Raw genomic sequence first — 16276 nt, 5'->3', positions numbered from 1 at the left:
TCAAACGCTTCAGGCGACCGTTTTAAACATAATGTCGACGATTTTTGTATATCCACCTAAATATACGAAAACGAGTATTTTAAACGGTAAACTTAAAATCATCGGCGGTACCATCATCATCCCGAGGTACATTAAAAGTGTACTAATAATCAAATCTATAAATACAAACGCTAAATAAATGAACATCCCTGTTAGTAAACCTTTTTGAATTTGCGTTAACGTAAAGGATGGTACGAGCGTAAATAGTGAAAGATCCTTTAAATCTTTCGGCAACTCTTCTCCGCGTACTTTCAACATCATTTTTAAATCATGCTTATACGTATGCTTTGACATATATTCTTTCATAATAGGAGCTGTCGTTTCCGCAGCTTGACTTACTGTTATTTTCTCTTTCGTCATCGGATCCCACACATCACTCTTCAGTTGCCCAAGTACAGGCTGCATCGTAAAGAGTGATAAAAATAATGCAAGTCCAACAAGCACTTGGTTTGGTGGTAAATTCATTACCCCAAGTCCTTGACGTGTAATCCCTAGAACGATCATAAAATAAGTAAAATGTGTAAATAATAGAACGATAGAAGATGATAATGATAAAAGGGTAACGAGCGCAAATAGTTGTACACTTGAATTACTCGTAAACTCTTTTCCATTTTCGAAATTAATAAAACCGTTCGGGGCTGCATACGCTGGATTTACAAAAATAATTGAAAAAACGATAGAAAATACGAAAATAACGGCTAATAATGATAACTGTTTCTTTATTCTCATGATGGATCCTCTACTTTTTTCGTTTCACTCTTCACCGCGTCTTCTAGTGCTTGTTGAAACTGATTTCCTGTTCCGGTTAATTGCACAGACTGTACACCGTTATTACTAATAACAGTGAACACTTGCTTGCCGTCCACTTCAAATAAAAAGGCACTCGTTTGATGATTTAAATAAACGCCGTCTTTTACTTGTATATGGCCATTTTCACCCTGCTTAAAAAACTGCTGTTTGCGCGTCTTTTTCGTCATATAATATGCACCGTAACCGAGCGCACCAAACAGTAAAACGACTTGAAATAAGGTCGTCATATACGACATATGACTCCTCCTCTACTCTTTATCTTGCATTTGACTTTGCGCTTTCATAAGCGCCGCTTGTTTCTTATCAGCTTCAATTTCAGAAATGATAATACCGAATTTCTCGTCCATTACGATTGCTTCACCGATGCCGACTTTCATATTACTTAAATACACATCTACTTTATGTCCTAAGTTTTTCTCTACTTCAAGAACATCGCCAACTTTTAACTGCTTCACATCACCAAGCGTAATAGATGACTTTCCAAGCTTTACACCAAGTTCAATCGAAATATCTGAAACAGTATCAATATGTGCTTTACCTGCTTCATTTCGCTTTCCTGCAAAATCTTCTAATCCCATTAATGACACAGGAGATACTTCATGCTTCATATGGATCCTCCTACTCTACAAAACTTTTAAATAGGAGCGCCTTACGCGTTCCATCTTTTCCAATAAAACAATTAAATTTATGCTTTCCATCTACATAACCAAGTAATTCATCCGAAACTTTCGTATGAAGCGGAATAATATCGCCTTCTTCAATTTGTTCAATTTCACTCATTGTCATTTTCTGCTCACCAATTGCAACGTGAACAGGTTTGTACACTTGATTTACTTTCACTTCCACTTCAGACGTATACTTTTTGCGCTTGTCTGAAGAATGTTCGACAATATTTTCAGACGTTAACTTATCCATAATTTCTTCAACAGATAAGAATGGAATCCCGATACGCACCGTCGTATTCCAAAAATCTGTCTTCATATTTACGTTAAGTAATGAAATGATATCGCTCGCTGTCGTAATCTTTAGTGCATTCGGATCTGTTTCTGTCGTTACAAATTTCGGTTCAATCGCAACAACACTTTCAAATGATTGCTCTAAATTTTTACAAAGAAGCAAGAATATATTATCAAGCGTTAAAAACTCAAACGCTGTTAACGGTCTGCGCATCGTAAAGTTACGCTTACTATCTCCGCCAAGCCAACATTCATGAATATAAATAACGAATGCTAAATCAATCTCAATAACAATTTCTCCAAGCTCTGGTAAACCGAGATCAATTACGCAATATAAATAATAATCTTTCGGCATCTTCTCCACATACTCACTCGTAAATGGAACTTGCTCAACTGTTGAAGGCTCTAGTTCAATCGGAATACGCATACGCGCTGATAACGTCTGTGACGTCTGCTTTCCAAACGTAGAAGCAATCGCTTGCAAACTACGTAAATGCTCAACACCGAACTTCTCTGGTCTATTAAAATCATACTCTTGAAATTTCTCTTGCTTTCCTGCTTCTTGTGCGAAAGCTGGCATTTCCTCGCCTTCATTTACCGCCTTCAGCAGGGCATCAATTTGCTCTTGGCTTAATTTTTCGCCACTCATGACAATCCCCTTCCCTACCTTTTCAATTCAACGATTTCAACGTACATTTTTCCATTCTTCGTTAAAATCTTTCCGGTTCCAATCTCTTCATTCTCAAGCATAAGACGCACCGTATTTTTCGTTGAATTTTCAAGACGATACAATGTACCTTTCGTAATATGAAGCAGATCTTCAATTTTCTTTTTCGTATTTCCGATTTCAAAATAAATTGTTAACGGAATATCATCTTGTAATTTCAAATCTAGCCAACTCCCATATCATGTTCACGAAAATTTCATGTTCTCTCTATATATGAAACTTCTTATTTTGAAACGTCGATATTTAATATTTTTTTAATATATCCTTGCGTTTCTTTAAATGGCGGCACGCCTCCGTACTTTTTCACATTGCCAGGACCAGCATTGTAAGAAGCAAGTGCCAATACTAAGTCACCGTTATTTTTCTTTAAATAACCACTTAACTCTTTCACGCCACCTTCAATACTTTCAGCTGGTGAAAAGGGATTCTTCACACCCATCTCCTTCACATTCGCTGGCATAAGCTGCATAAGACCCATCGCACCGGCATGTGACACCGTTTTCGGATTAAAATTAGACTCTACTTCAATCATTTTTTGAATTAACGTTTTTGGAATTCCATATGTACGACTTACACGATCAATAATATCCTCATACTTCCCTTCATTGGAAGAACGTATTTTTTGAATATTATACTTCTTCGTTAATTCCCACGTATCAGCAGCCTCATTTTTCGTTTCTGGGAAACGTCGTTCAAACTCTTTTTGCGCAACTTGCACTTCATCTGCTTTCTTCGTTTCAGCCTTTTCTTCAGGCTTACTCGCTTCCTCTACTTTATTAATAGTTTCTACGGGTTTATTAACAACCGCTTCTATTTTCGTAGATTGTACCGGCTGCGTAGTAGCCTTCGTCTCCTTCGCAGGTTCACTCTGCAACTTCTCTTGAAAACGACTACTAACGAATGCTTGTGGGCTACTTAGCTTTTGCTGAATTTGCCCTTTCTTATATGCAAGCACTTCTTTTACTATATTTCCAACTATCATAATATCACCTTTTCGGTAAACAAAGATAATCTAATATTAGAGTTTTTTTTTAAAGTTTGCAATAATCCTTTTAATAATTATGTAATAAAAAAATGAATATATTGTTAAACTGTTATTTTTTTATATTTATTAATTCGAATTTTTAGTTGACACCCGTTGTGGCAAGGATTACAATAAATCTCGAAATTGATTTTTTCGCATATTACCGTTTTTCAATTTGCAGAAAAGTCAATATAAAAAAATGGGGGTTTCTTAACATGAGAATTAATACAAACATTAACAGCATGCGTACGCAAGAGTACATGCGCCAAAACCAAGCAAAAATGAGCAATTCTATGGACCGTTTATCAAGTGGTAAACGTATCAACAGCGCAGCTGACGATGCAGCGGGTCTTGCAATCGCAACTCGTATGAAAGCTCGTGAAGGCGGCTTAAACGTTGCTGCTCGTAACACACAAGATGGTATGTCATTAATCCGTACTGCAGATTCAGCTTTAAACTCTGTATCTAACATCTTACTTCGTATGCGTGACCTTGCAAACCAATCTGCAACTGGTACAAATACTACAAAAAACCAAGTTGCTTTAAACAAGGAGTTTGCTGCATTAAAAGAGCAAATCACTTACATTGCTGACAATACTCAATTCAACGACAAAAATCTATTAAAGTCTACACAAGAAATTAAAATCCAAACTCTAGACTCTGATGCAGCAGCTCAACAGATTGGAATTAAATTAGAGGGTGCAAGCCTTACAGATCTAGGTATCGCAGACTTAGCAATTGAACCTCCTTTAACAGATGATGCAAAAAAATCTAATGATGCTTATAAAACATTACAAGAAGAAATGGCAGCAGCAGGTACAGATGTGGATGCGCAAAAAGCAGCTGTAGCTAAATTTGGAACTGCTTTTAAAGCAGCTGGATTTGAAAGTGCAGATGCAAGTAAAGTTGGAGCAGCAGCTACTGCTTTTGCAACAGCTGCAACAAATGAAACAACAGCAGCTACTGCTTACGCTAACATTGTAAAAGCATTTGATGCAATTAAAGATACTGCAAAAATAGATACTACAAAACCATCAGCTTTAACTGCAGTTGGGCAACTTGATGCCGCTCTTACAAAAGTGGCTGATAACCGAGCTACTCTAGGTGCTACATTAAATCGTCTTGACTTTAATGTAAACAACCTTAAGAGCCAAGAAAACTCTATGGCAGCTTCAGCTTCTCAAATCGAAGACGCTGACATGGCGAAAGAAATGTCTGAAATGACTAAGTTCAAAATCTTGAACGAAGCTGGTATCAGCATGCTTTCTCAAGCAAACCAAACTCCACAAATGGTTTCTAAATTATTACAATAAGCCATTTGAGTTAGTTTCCTAAATAAACCTCTCTGCTTGCAGAGAGGTTTATTTTTTCTATATAGATAGATTATTTATAAAACTTTCTTTTTTGATGTAAGAGAGCATCTGCGGTGCATAGAAGCGGTTAGTGCTTATCTTACCCCCCTCTTATGTGAAAACACAAATAGCAAATAAGCATAAGCCTTTTTATCTTTTCATAACCCTTTATTAGCTTCAGAACACTAACTATATTAATCTATAAGGAGTGTCTATTATGCGTATTGGTACGAATGTTTTAAGTATGAATGCTAGGCAGTCGTTGTATGAGAATGAGAAGTGTATGAATGTGGCGATGGAGCATTTGGCGACTGGTAAGAAGTTGAACAACGCTTCGGATAATCCAGCGAATGTTGCAATTGTTACTCGGATGCATGCCAGAGCAATTGGTATGCGCGTGGCGATTCGTAATAATGAGGATGCGATATCGATGCTTCACACGGCGGAAGCTGCCCTTCAAACTGTGACAAATATTTTACAGCGTATGCGTGATTTAGCCGTTCAATCTGCGAACGGTACAAATTCAAATAAAAACCGTCATTCGCTGAATAAAGAGTTTCAGTCTTTAACAGAACAAATTGGCTATATTGGCGAGACGACTGAGTTTAATGATTTATCTGTATTTGACGGTCAAAACCGCCCTATTACACTAGACGATATCGGTCATACGGTAAATATGACGAAACATATTCCCCCTTCCCCTACACAACATGACATCAAGATTCCAACGGAACAAGAAGCAAGAACGGCAATTCGTAAAATCGAAGAGGCTTTGCAAAGTGTGTCACTTCATCGTGCCGACCTTGGTGCAATCATAAATCGTTTACAGTTTAATATTGAAAATTTAAATAATCAAAGTATGGCGTTAACAGATGCTGCATCTCGAATTGAAGATGCAGACATGGCGCAGGAGATGAGTGATTTTTTTAAGTTCAAATTATTAACTGAAGTTGCCCTTAGTATGGTTTCACAAGCGAACCAAATTCCGCAAATGGTCTCTAAACTACTACAATTATAAAAATTAATCTTCCATCTTTGGAACGATTCCATACAAAACAAAAGGGAAATACATATAAACTATGTATCTCCCTTTTGTTTTGTACCCAAATTTTATTACTGTGTTACCGTCATAACTTGTCCGCTACGGTCAACCATTATTTTCATTTTTCCGTCTTGTGCATTATATAGACCTAGTTTATGTAATTCCATTTTACAATCTTGTACGAAAGTTGGTAATTTACGTATTTGATCAATATCAGAACTTGTAATGAAATGAATTAAAAGCTGCGTCATACCTTTAATATCTTGTACAAGCTCTTCTTTCTCTCGTTTTAGCCTTTCATTTTCCAGTTGTAACGACTGCAATTCACCTTCTAGACTACGTGTATTCTTTGCTTCTCTAGAACGCCCTGCTGCCATGCTAGAAAGCTTATAAATACCTTCCATAAACTGATGTAGTTCGTCTTCTTTCCTTTCACTACATTGATTAATTGTTTCAAAGTTATCAACGATACCAGATATAACTGTTACAAGATTTTTTTCATCCTCTTTATGCTGGATTTCTTCTTTTAATTCGTACTCATTTTTTTGTTTTCTTGCAACGATTGTCTCTTTTACTGGTATATATTTTCGCTTTCGTCCTGGTTTTTGTTTTTCAATATTTTCAAACGGTATTTCACGTTTTTTCAATTTATAATACGTATTTTGCAATTGACTTTCTGTTTTTGGAAAAAGATTTAGTTCATTTTTACTTACGTATTTTGAAATATTTAAAATGTTTAAACCGTGACGTTGACAAAATTGATACACTTCATACAGTAGCTCTAGTTCAGACTTCAGCCATGTAATTGCTGATTTTTCATATGCTCGCATCCCGCCATTTTTTTCTATATCTATTTGAAATAATACCATTCTATTATGTAAATCAACTAATTCTTCATACTTTACTTGGAATTCTTTTTCTATTTTTTTAAATTCCACCTCTAGTTGCATATCGTTCATTTTATTATTTGACATGTTTTGTAAAAGACCTAATACATTAATTGCTGTGTGGTGATACATAATCTGTGCCACTCCCCCTCATCCTTTCACAATTCTCATCTGACTCCCATGTCTTTTAAGAAAATAGCAATTTTTACATATCCATATTATAACAGTTCGAAATTATCTGTCAAATAATTAACATACAAAAATGTATAGAAAGTATAAAAATTTGGAAAATGTTTTTTTATTAATATGTAAAATTGCATATTAATTACATTTAATTATATTATATGGTATTTTGAATATTTTTTCACCGAAAAAATTTGCGTTACCACGAAATGTTACTAAAATAACCTTCGAAAATACGTTTGCTTATATTTTCAAATCAAAAATCTTCATTTGAAGATTTTTTCATACATACAGCGCCAAACATCTCAGAAACCTTTCATTTTTCTGCCAGGTTAGAGTATAGAATACCAAAAAGGAATTAGCCAATGCTACATATGGCTAATTCCTTCCTCTCTCTAACAGAATAGAGTTATAAACCCAATCTTCAAATCCTCAATCAAAGTCTCACTTCTTCTTACCTAAAACTACTTCATACCTCTGAACTCACATCGCATGAGACTCTATTAATCACTGAAAACTTACTTACATAAGTAGTTTCCCCTATTCCTACTAAATAGAAAAATGTTATACACCAGCTCTTCTAGTTACCTATATCTCAACATCGCATAGGGCTCTATTAAGCACTGACCGCTCAACACTTAGCTAGAGCTTCTATTCTGGCTAAATAGAAGCTTTTAAAGCACTAACTTATCAACTAAACCAATTAGCTCTTGAATATCTGGCTTACTTACTTGAGCATTTGCTCCTACAGCTTCACCTTTATGGAATAATTCATTTGTAATTAATGAAGAGAAAATAATGACTGGTAAACGATTCATTACTTCACTATCCTTAACCACTTTCGTTAAATGATGTCCATCCATTTTTGGCATTTCAATATCCGTAATTAGCAGGTGAATATGTTCAAACATTTTTTCACCTTGCTCTTTCGCTAATTTTTCAATTTGTGCTAACGCTTCTGCACCATTGCTGAAGAAGTTCATTTTCGTATATCCAGCTGATGATAATGTTTCTTCTAATATTTGGCGAAGCATCGCTGAATCTTCTGCAATATAAATTACTTTTTCAGCTCGATCTGTTTTTTGTTCTAACCCTGCAATTGATTTATTGTCATAACCAGTGCCGCTAATTTCACATACAATTTTTTCATAATCTAATAGTAAGATGATTTTGCCATCTAGTTTTACAATACCAGATGTCGTTTCTTCTAGTCCCATAGATAATGAAGCTGGTTCATCAATTTGTTCCCACGAAATACGTTGAATACGATGCACTTCATCAACGCGGAAAATAACTTTCATTTGGTTTAATTCTGAGATGATAAATTTCGTTTGATCAAGTGGCTTTGTTGACTTTAAATTAAGAGCCATTGCCAAGTTAATAACAGGTAAAATTTCACCACGTACTTGAACAACACCTTCAACTGCATGATGAGATTCTGGCACAGTTGTAACAGGGAATGGATTAATGATTTCACGTACTTTCATAACATTAATACTAAATAGGTTTTCACCAACAGTATACGTAACAATCTCTAATTCATTTGTTCCGCTTTCTAATAAAATACTTTGTGCTTGTGACATAAAGGTGTCGCTCCCCTTCCATTAATTCCGTATATCTAATTATTAAGCTTTATAAAAGAGAAAAAGTCAACTACCTATATAAAAAATATAGATAGTCGAACGATTCATTTTATTAAAAAACAATTAATCTTGTATAAACGAAGCAAGTGCTTCTAACAACACTTCTTGCGCTCCTACAATTTCTGTCGGCATTGCTTCCCATTTTTTCGAAAGCTCCGTCTCTACTCTTATTCTCAGCTCAGAATTCATTTCTGCTAGCACATATTCTTTCGTTGCTATATCAACATCAAGTAGCGCGAGTGCATATAATTCCGGGTCATTTATTTTTTCGAATAATCGTTTTAATACTACCGGTGCTATATGTTTTAATTTTTCAATATGAATTTCCTTATCCGAAAATAGTAACTCATATTGAATAAACGTAACATTTTCTTTAATCACTTTAAAATAACAATTATTTTTTTTATCATTCACAAAATAACCGTTTGGATCGGCAATAATACTCTCTACTTTACGGATTAAATCTGGCAAACTATTCGCCGCCATTACAGTCCGCTGCTCAACCTCACTCGGCGAAATGAATGTAACGCGATACTTATTTTGCGCCATCCTCCTCACCTCTCCTTTTATAGAAATTCAGTCTAATTGTATATACAACTACCTTAAATTAACTTAAAACTATTTTATATTACCACTTCTTACACTACCACACTACTCTAGTAACGCTACATATCTCTGGTCTTACACATCGGTCGGGACTCTATTAGGCACTAACCGCTCCAAAACATCGCCAGGTCCTCTCTCAAAACCTAAAAAGTGCTTTTAAGAACCTTTCAATAACTCTATGTTATTAAACCAAAACGCTATCTGCTGATCCGTAATGTTTGGCAACATAACAAAAAACTCACGACACTTCATCTCATCCTTAAACAGTTGATACTTCCAAACGCTATCGCTACCAACACTTATGAAATAAAACTCATGGATACGGCCAATGATTGCTTGTTTTTCACCAAATGAATACGGAGGCACTTGCTTAATTTCAAATTGATCTGGTAAATATACATGCTCTTCTCGTTCTATTTTTAATACTTGCTCGGCAAGTTCACGTTTATTTTCGAAAAAAGGCAATTGTAAAATTCGCTCTTGTCTTGTCATACGAATAAAAAACCCTTTCTACTCCATTACATTTTTTCTTTACGATATATTATCGAATTAAGTTTACAACTTCATTTAATACTTCATCTGAAACTTTAATTACTTTCGCATTTCCTTGGAATCCGCGTTGGTATAACATTAAGTCAACGAACTCTACAGATAAATCTACGTTTGCACCTTCTTGTGCACCACCGCGTACTTTACCTGCACCGTTTTGACCAGATGCACCAAGAGCTAAAATACCTGTTGTATTCGTCGCTGTATAGTTACCATTACCTGTTTTCATTAGTCCGCCTTCGTTCGGGAACATCGCAACAGCTAATTGACCAGCTGATTTCATACTTCCATCAGAATATTTTACCATTACATATCCACCGTCAGCAATGAAGCAATCTTTAACCGTCGCTGCTGCTCTACCATCTACGTCTGTTACTGATAATGTTTTATCTGTTGGATGATTTGTTAATTTACTAAAATCTAAATTTACTGTTCCACCAATAAACGGAATATTCGCTCCTTGTTGCGGCGGAGTTGGATTTCCCACATTATCAAATTTCAATGTACCTGTTGATCCTGCACCTGTAACATCTTTAAATGTTGTTTCTTTTTTTGAATCATTACGCATTTGTACTTTATATGTATACTCATGTTCATTAGTTTTCGTAAATTCTACACGCATCGTCCACGTATTACCAGCATTATCATAAACAGGTAAATCTTGTGTGATTTTATTTTCACTAACCGGAATATTCCCTTTAATTGTCCCTTTCGTTGTTTGAATACCACCAATTGCTGTTCCCATTGGAATTTGCAACGGTCCTGGAATTCCAGATAAATCAACTTCACCAGTTGCCTCATTTGCAGGGTATGCAAATACGTATTGACCTTCAGTATTCGTAATATAGTAATCTGAAGATATCGCAAACGTACCTTTACGAGTAAATTCCATATTTCCGCCATTTGAATCACCTACAACGAAGAAACCATTACCTTCCATTGCTGCTTGTGTTTTACCACCTGTTAACGTAATTGTACCATCACTATAATCCGTAACCGTACCACTCATTTTCACACCGTTACCAATACTTTTCGGATTTGTTCCGGCGTATTTACCGTCACCTTTTGCACCAATCGAATTGTTATATAATAAATCATCAAACATTGCTTTTTGTTTTTTATAACCTACTGTTTGTGCATTGGCAATATTATTTGAAGTTACACTTAATGCATTTTGTGTTGCATTCATTCCTGTAATACTTGTATATAACGCTTTAATCATAACGTATGGACACTCCTTATGAATTTGTAGTTTTTACTTCTTCAGTTACTTTTTGATCGTCTTTCTTTGCGTCTTCTGGATTCGTTTCTCCAATCGGTTTATCAGACACTCTCTCAACGAAACGAAGAGATACAACTTTATTATTAATAACGAGCTGCACATCGTTATTTTCTGCAAGGCGAACTGTCTCTACTTGACCAGTTACTTTGTTTCCTTCGCCGTCAACACCTCTTACGTATTTCCCTAAAAACTTCATTCCACCATCAAGTGCTGTTGAATACATCGTTGATTGCAGCTTATCTACTGCTTTCGTCATATTCTGTACTTGTTCCATAAGAGATAACTGCGCTGTCTGATTCATCATTTGATTCATATCCATCGCATTAAATGGATCTTGATGTTGGAAACTTGATAAAAATAATTTTAGGAAATCATCTTTCCCCATTACCCCAGGAGTCTTTTGCGCTCCTGCCGAAACTCCATTACTTTGTTGCACTGGCGGTTGTACACCATTAACAGGTATATTACTTTTTTGCGCTCCTGCTTGTAACGGAATATGATTTGTACTCGTTGTATTTAATCCAACTGTTGGCACGCTTTATTCCTCCAATAATCCCGCAAATTCTGTTGATTGTTGTTTTTCATGATTTGTATTTGCTAATTTTTGTTTTTGCCTTTGCTCTTGTTCTCGCTGTTCTTTACGATTTTCATCTTTATCTGAATAGCTAATTTGAATATTGATTTCTTTTTCTTTTAACTTTAATCTCAATTCATCAAAAATGATTTCAACACGTTTTTTCGCATCGTGTTTTTCCATTTCTACGTGAACGTCAATTTGATCTCCGTGTTTTTTCATAAACACTGTTAATGTACCAAGTTTTTCTGGATTTAACTGGAATAAAACACGTTCTTGTTTCACTACAAATTTTTGCAGCGCTTCTACTTGCGCTTCCATTTTCTTTCCTAAGTCAGGTAATGAAACTTTCTCAGCACCACTATTTGATTTCCCTACTTGTTCGGTACTCGTCGTTTTATTTAATAATTCTGCACCTGCAGAGCTCGAATCGTTTAATGCATCAACTTCTGGCAACTCTACCTTTGCATCATCGCTCTCAAGTTTCGGAAGATCTACCTCTTTAGACTCTTCTTGTACCTTTGCAATATTACAAGTTTCTGTTTCTACAACCTTCAATGCTTGCATCATTTGCTCTGGCATCTTCATTTTGTCTAATACCATTTGCATTGTATCTTCTAAACATATAGCATTTTTGATATTCATATTTGAAAGAAGTTCTTGTAATTGTTGTAATTCAGCTGCAGGTAATTCATTAAGTTTAATATTGCCATATTCTTTATATAGCTCTTGTATTTTTTGTATGTATTGATATAACAATTCCGGCTGCACATGTAATTGCTCAATTGCAACCATTTGCTCAGATACAGCTAATAACAACTGTTCTGTCTCTTTTTTTTCTTCTTTCTTTACAATTGGTTCTTCTTTCGTTACCGATGGTTTAGAAAGGTTATATTCTTTTTTCTCTTCTTTTGGTGCTTCTTCTCGTTTCGTTTTCTCCGTTTTCGGCTGCTTTTTATTTTCGATTCTCATCGTACGATCGAATGAAGAATCTTCATTTTTCGATTGTACTTCTAGCCCTTTTTCTTTTTGCGGAGGTAAACTTTGTTGCACCGGTAATACAGACTGTATCACTACATTCACCTCATCCATTCATACACATTTTCAAATCCAGAAGCATTTTTTCTTCCAGCTTTTCTTGTGCTTTCGCAAGCTTTCTGCAATCTTCTTGATACATCTCATCAATGACACGTTCTTTTTCTTTTACTTGCTCTAAAAGGCTTTCATTTTTTTGAATAAAACCTTCTGTTTTTTTAATTTTTCGATTCCATTCTTCTATTCTTTCAGGTGAAAACGTATGTGAAGAAAGCATGCCAGCCATAATACGTTGCCCAGTTTGTACGACTTTACTACGCGATTTCACAACATATAAATCATATTCTTTTTTTTGTTCTATTTTTCTTTTTTCAGCTGTTAATTCATACACTTCTTTTAAAATATGCTCTTTTTCTTGATTTATTTGCAATTTTATTGTGTCGTACTGCTGTTTATCCACCTGTTTTCATAGCCCCTTCCTATTATAACGTTCTCTTTTTCTATTATATAGTTTTTTTCCAAAAAAATCTGTGAAATATTAAAAAACAAAAAAATAAGACCTCTTGGGCAGAGGCCTTATACTATATGGTGTATCGCTTCAACGATATCATCAAATGGGAAACTATCCGATCGGCCTTGCTTTAAAAATGTATTTATGCCTTCTACTTTATTTTTACATTCAAAAATATAAGCATTTTCTTCATTTTCTTGAATCGTTCCTAACTTAAAATACAATTCATTTTCTTTATAAATTGATAAAATCTTTCTCATTTCATTTGCAAGTTGCCAATGATGTGGTGAAACGATTTCTTCCATAATCCTACTTACTGAATCTAATACTGAAATTGCAGGATAATGACTAAGCGTTGCAAGCTCACGCTTTAATACGATATGTCCATCTAAAATACCACGTGCTAAATCTGGTACAGGACCATTTAAATCGTCCCCATCAACAAGTACCGTATAAATACCTGTTATAGATCCCTTTTGTGTTTTACCGGACCGCTCTAACAGCTTCTTCATATAACTTTCCATTAATAGTGTTTTACCACCAATCGGTAACTCTTTAACAGCAATATCAACACTTCTTCGTGCATCGGCAAAACGAGTAACAGAGTCCATCATAAGTAATACGTTATTACCTTGATCACGGAAGTATTCAGCAATAGACGTTGCGAGTTTCGCTGCACGAAGTTGCATAAGATGACTTTCATCTGACGTCGCTACAACAACGACGCTTTTTCGCATACCTTCCTCGCCTAACTCTTTTCGAATAAAGTCTTTTACTTCCCGGCCACGTTCTCCTACTAAACTAATAACGTTTATATCAGCTTTTGCATTTTTTGCTATCATTCCAAGTAAAGTAGATTTACCAACACCTGACCCAGCAAAAATACCAATCTTTTGACCGATACCAATTGTTAGCATAGAATCAATTGATTTTATTCCTGTTTCAAATACATCGGTAATCTCTTCACGTTCAAATGCATGTATAGGCGGTGCATCTAGTTTTATTTTCTGTAATGGAATGTTTTCAGCTTTCTCATTTAACACTTCACCATTTGCACTTAACACTTTTCCGAGCAAGTGATTACCACGTGGTACAACAACATCTTCTGAAACTAGTGTCACTGAATCTCCATAACATACTTTTTCTGTCTGTTCAAATGGAAGTAGCATATTATTTTCTTTTTCAATAGCAATCACTTCACATAAGACGTTATGTTCTCCAACGAAGCAAACATCTCCGATCTTCGCTTTCGGCCCTTTTGCTACGAAAAACTGTTCTTGTACACTATGAACTTTACCTACTTTCGTATACAGCGGTGTTTCAATGAACTTATTCCATTTTTCGTTCTCATTCATTAACAGGCGGCTCATACATTTTGCTCCTCAAATAACTTCTCTTCTTCCCATTTCTGACGAAGTTTCGCAAATATAGGTGCAAATTTAAATTCAAAGAACTCTTTCTCTTCTTCCAGAACAAATTCACCAAACTGCAGGGAGAAATCATATTTCCATTCTACTAATTGTAGTAACCAATATTCTTTCGTATTCTCCTTCTCTTCTTGAATACGTTCAAACGTTTCTGGATGTACTGTAATGATTAATTTTTCAAACGAAGTTGGCAATGTTTGCACGATGCCAGTTAAAATAGGTAGCACATCAAGCAATCGTGAATCTACCGCTTGATTCACGATTTTTTCTGCTAAATGAAATGATTGATCCCATAATAACTCTGTCCATTCATATGCTATTTCTTGTTGTTCTTTTTGAAACTGCACACGCGCTGCTTCCATCTGTTCCATTTGTTCATGAATATGCATTTGAAATTGTTCTTTATCTTGTAATAACTGCTGACGCTCTCGTTCTAGCATTTGCTGCTCTTGCCTTAGCTGATTCATTTCCATATGTAATGATTCTTGCTGGGCGCGAAGCTCTGCATGATCTGCTTGTAATTCTTCCTCTTCTATTTGGACTGAAGCTGGTTTTGGAAATTGTAATTCATACGTTTCTTCAGAAAAAGAAACAGAATTCTTCGGAATTCTGTTTTTAAATAAGGACATCCTCTTCACCTCTTTGAACGATAATTCTTCCTTCTTTCTCTAGCTTTTTCACTGTACCAGTGATCGTTTGCTGCGCTTTTTCAGCATCCGTCATCTTAAGCGGTCCTAAGCCATCTAATTCTTCTAGAATCATCTCTTTACGGTTTGAAGACATACATGTAAATAATTTCTCTTTAATTTCTTCTTTTGCAATTTTAAGTGCTTTCGCAAGAACACCGTTATCTGTAATTTCTTCTAATACACGGCGAAGCGCAAGATCTTCAAGACCAAGTAAGTCTTCAAAGACAAACATATTTTCTTTAATTTTCTCAGATAACTCATAATCGACTTCATCCAGTTTTTGAAAGACTGTTTTTTCAACACCTCGTGAAACATTATTTAAAATGTTTACGATTGTTTTCAAGCCATCAGTTTTATTAATTGCACTAAATGCCATATTATTTAATTTCGTTTTTAACAACTCACCAATTTGATTAATTAATTCACCATCAACTTGTTCTAGTTTCGCAATACCCATTACCGTTTCTACTCGCTTATGATCTGGCAATCTCTCAATTAATTGAGACGCAAGTTGCGGTTTAATATAAGAAGCGATAATTGCAATTGTTTGTGGTGACTCATCATTAAGCACTGTAAGAAGTGGTTCTAAATCTGTAAGTGAATTTAAGAATTCAAATGGATTATCTTTGTTATACCAAAGGTCTTCCAATAATTTTTCCAGTTCGTCTTCTGGCATGTTTTTAAATATACGACGAATATACTCTTTATCTGGAGTGACTAAGTTCAATTCTTTTACATTTAGTTCATATAAGAACTCTCCTAGTACATTCTCTAACGTTTCTGGTTTATATACACGAAACTTCGCAATTTCACGAAGTAATACTTCTTTTTCCTCAGCTGTCATATATTCAATGACTTTTGCTGCCACCCCTTCGTCTAATGTACGAATGAGGATGGCAGCTTTTTCTTTGGAGGAGATTTCATCTAACATCGTTGTTCC

The 16276-nt window shown here is 35.2% G+C and carries 19 protein-coding genes; 2 read left to right on the top strand and 17 right to left on the bottom strand.

What is annotated here, in order from left to right; all coding sequences use genetic code 11:
• Window positions 1-9: 9 nt before the first annotated feature.
• The 6 genes from ACTL4X_RS08480 to ACTL4X_RS08455 all read right to left on the bottom strand — a co-directional run bounded on the left by ACTL4X_RS08480 (window position 10) and on the right by ACTL4X_RS08455 (window position 3514).
• Window positions 10-768 (bottom strand): flagellar type III secretion system pore protein FliP, encoded by a 759-nt coding sequence (locus ACTL4X_RS08480; protein WP_001220582.1) that lies wholly within the window; start codon window positions 766-768, stop codon window positions 10-12.
• Window positions 765-1085 (bottom strand): hypothetical protein, encoded by a 321-nt coding sequence (locus ACTL4X_RS08475; RefSeq protein ID WP_000121176.1) that lies wholly within the window; start codon window positions 1083-1085, stop codon window positions 765-767. Before ACTL4X_RS08475 ends, ACTL4X_RS08480 begins: the two co-directional genes overlap by 4 nt.
• Window positions 1086-1097: 12 nt before the next feature.
• The gene (gene fliN, locus ACTL4X_RS08470; RefSeq protein WP_000680010.1) at window positions 1098-1457 is read right to left on the bottom strand and encodes a flagellar motor switch protein FliN; all 360 of its coding nucleotides are present in this window, start codon (window positions 1455-1457) and stop codon (window positions 1098-1100) included.
• 10 nt (window positions 1458-1467) lie between these two features.
• Window positions 1468-2454 (bottom strand): flagellar motor switch protein FliM, encoded by a 987-nt coding sequence (gene fliM / locus ACTL4X_RS08465; RefSeq protein WP_000012360.1) that lies wholly within the window; start codon window positions 2452-2454, stop codon window positions 1468-1470.
• 14 nt (window positions 2455-2468) lie between these two features.
• Window positions 2469-2693 (bottom strand): flagellar motor switch protein FliN, encoded by a 225-nt coding sequence (locus tag ACTL4X_RS08460; protein WP_000775712.1) that lies wholly within the window; start codon window positions 2691-2693, stop codon window positions 2469-2471.
• Between the two features lie 62 nt (window positions 2694-2755).
• On the bottom strand, window positions 2756-3514 hold the full coding sequence (locus ACTL4X_RS08455; RefSeq protein WP_086692848.1) for a lytic transglycosylase domain-containing protein: 759 nt from the start codon (window positions 3512-3514) through the stop codon (window positions 2756-2758).
• A 257-nt stretch (window positions 3515-3771) separates the two neighbouring features.
• Between ACTL4X_RS08455 and ACTL4X_RS08450 the strand changes: the two genes are divergently transcribed.
• Both ACTL4X_RS08450 and ACTL4X_RS08445 read left to right on the top strand, forming a co-directional pair.
• Window positions 3772-4869 (top strand): flagellin N-terminal helical domain-containing protein, encoded by a 1098-nt coding sequence (locus tag ACTL4X_RS08450; RefSeq protein ID WP_086692850.1) that lies wholly within the window; start codon window positions 3772-3774, stop codon window positions 4867-4869.
• A 256-nt stretch (window positions 4870-5125) separates the two neighbouring features.
• On the top strand, window positions 5126-5926 hold the full coding sequence (locus tag ACTL4X_RS08445) for a flagellin N-terminal helical domain-containing protein (RefSeq protein WP_086692852.1): 801 nt from the start codon (window positions 5126-5128) through the stop codon (window positions 5924-5926).
• A 95-nt stretch (window positions 5927-6021) separates the two neighbouring features.
• Here ACTL4X_RS08445 and ACTL4X_RS08440 read toward each other — a convergent pair whose 3' ends face one another.
• The 11 genes from ACTL4X_RS08440 to fliG all read right to left on the bottom strand — a co-directional run bounded on the left by ACTL4X_RS08440 (window position 6022) and on the right by fliG (window position 16267).
• Window positions 6022-6969, bottom strand: a complete 948-nt coding sequence (locus ACTL4X_RS08440; RefSeq protein WP_049108342.1) for a DNA-binding domain-containing protein — start codon at window positions 6967-6969, stop codon at window positions 6022-6024.
• A gap of 725 nt (window positions 6970-7694) precedes the next feature.
• Window positions 7695-8603 carry a chemotaxis protein gene (locus tag ACTL4X_RS08435; protein ID WP_000075943.1) on the bottom strand — a complete coding sequence of 303 codons (909 nt, stop codon included), beginning with the start codon at window positions 8601-8603 and terminating at the stop codon, window positions 7695-7697.
• A 123-nt stretch (window positions 8604-8726) separates the two neighbouring features.
• Window positions 8727-9212 carry a hypothetical protein gene (locus ACTL4X_RS08430; RefSeq protein WP_000068301.1) on the bottom strand — a complete coding sequence of 162 codons (486 nt, stop codon included), beginning with the start codon at window positions 9210-9212 and terminating at the stop codon, window positions 8727-8729.
• A 213-nt stretch (window positions 9213-9425) separates the two neighbouring features.
• Window positions 9426-9761, bottom strand: a complete 336-nt coding sequence (locus tag ACTL4X_RS08425; protein WP_000198166.1) for a DUF3964 family protein — start codon at window positions 9759-9761, stop codon at window positions 9426-9428.
• A 49-nt stretch (window positions 9762-9810) separates the two neighbouring features.
• The gene (flgE, locus tag ACTL4X_RS08420) at window positions 9811-11040 is read right to left on the bottom strand and encodes a flagellar hook protein FlgE (protein WP_063536038.1); all 1230 of its coding nucleotides are present in this window, start codon (window positions 11038-11040) and stop codon (window positions 9811-9813) included.
• A gap of 16 nt (window positions 11041-11056) precedes the next feature.
• Window positions 11057-11635: a flagellar hook assembly protein FlgD gene (locus tag ACTL4X_RS08415; RefSeq protein ID WP_086692585.1), complete on the bottom strand. Its 579-nt coding sequence runs from the start codon at window positions 11633-11635 to the stop codon at window positions 11057-11059.
• Window positions 11636-11638: 3 nt separating this feature from the next.
• The gene (locus ACTL4X_RS08410) at window positions 11639-12748 is read right to left on the bottom strand and encodes a flagellar hook-length control protein FliK (RefSeq protein WP_142285641.1); all 1110 of its coding nucleotides are present in this window, start codon (window positions 12746-12748) and stop codon (window positions 11639-11641) included.
• Between the two features lie 10 nt (window positions 12749-12758).
• Window positions 12759-13169, bottom strand: a complete 411-nt coding sequence (locus ACTL4X_RS08405) for a hypothetical protein (protein ID WP_000360859.1) — start codon at window positions 13167-13169, stop codon at window positions 12759-12761.
• A 116-nt stretch (window positions 13170-13285) separates the two neighbouring features.
• Entirely contained in the window at window positions 13286-14590 is a 1305-nt protein-coding gene (gene fliI, locus ACTL4X_RS08400; protein ID WP_017672970.1) for a flagellar protein export ATPase FliI, read from the bottom strand.
• Window positions 14587-15276, bottom strand: a complete 690-nt coding sequence (locus tag ACTL4X_RS08395; protein ID WP_000051695.1) for a FliH/SctL family protein — start codon at window positions 15274-15276, stop codon at window positions 14587-14589. Before ACTL4X_RS08395 ends, fliI begins: the two co-directional genes overlap by 4 nt.
• The gene (fliG, locus tag ACTL4X_RS08390) at window positions 15263-16267 is read right to left on the bottom strand and encodes a flagellar motor switch protein FliG (protein WP_000883356.1); all 1005 of its coding nucleotides are present in this window, start codon (window positions 16265-16267) and stop codon (window positions 15263-15265) included. Before fliG ends, ACTL4X_RS08395 begins: the two co-directional genes overlap by 14 nt.
• Window positions 16268-16276 lie beyond the last annotated feature (9 nt).

The organism is Bacillus sp. RE35 (assembly GCF_052146655.1).
Taxonomy (GTDB): Bacteria; Bacillota; Bacilli; order Bacillales; family Bacillaceae_G; genus Bacillus_A; species Bacillus_A cereus.
Note: the sequence above shows the minus strand (reverse complement) of the source record. Positions and strands in the feature narration are given on the sequence as shown.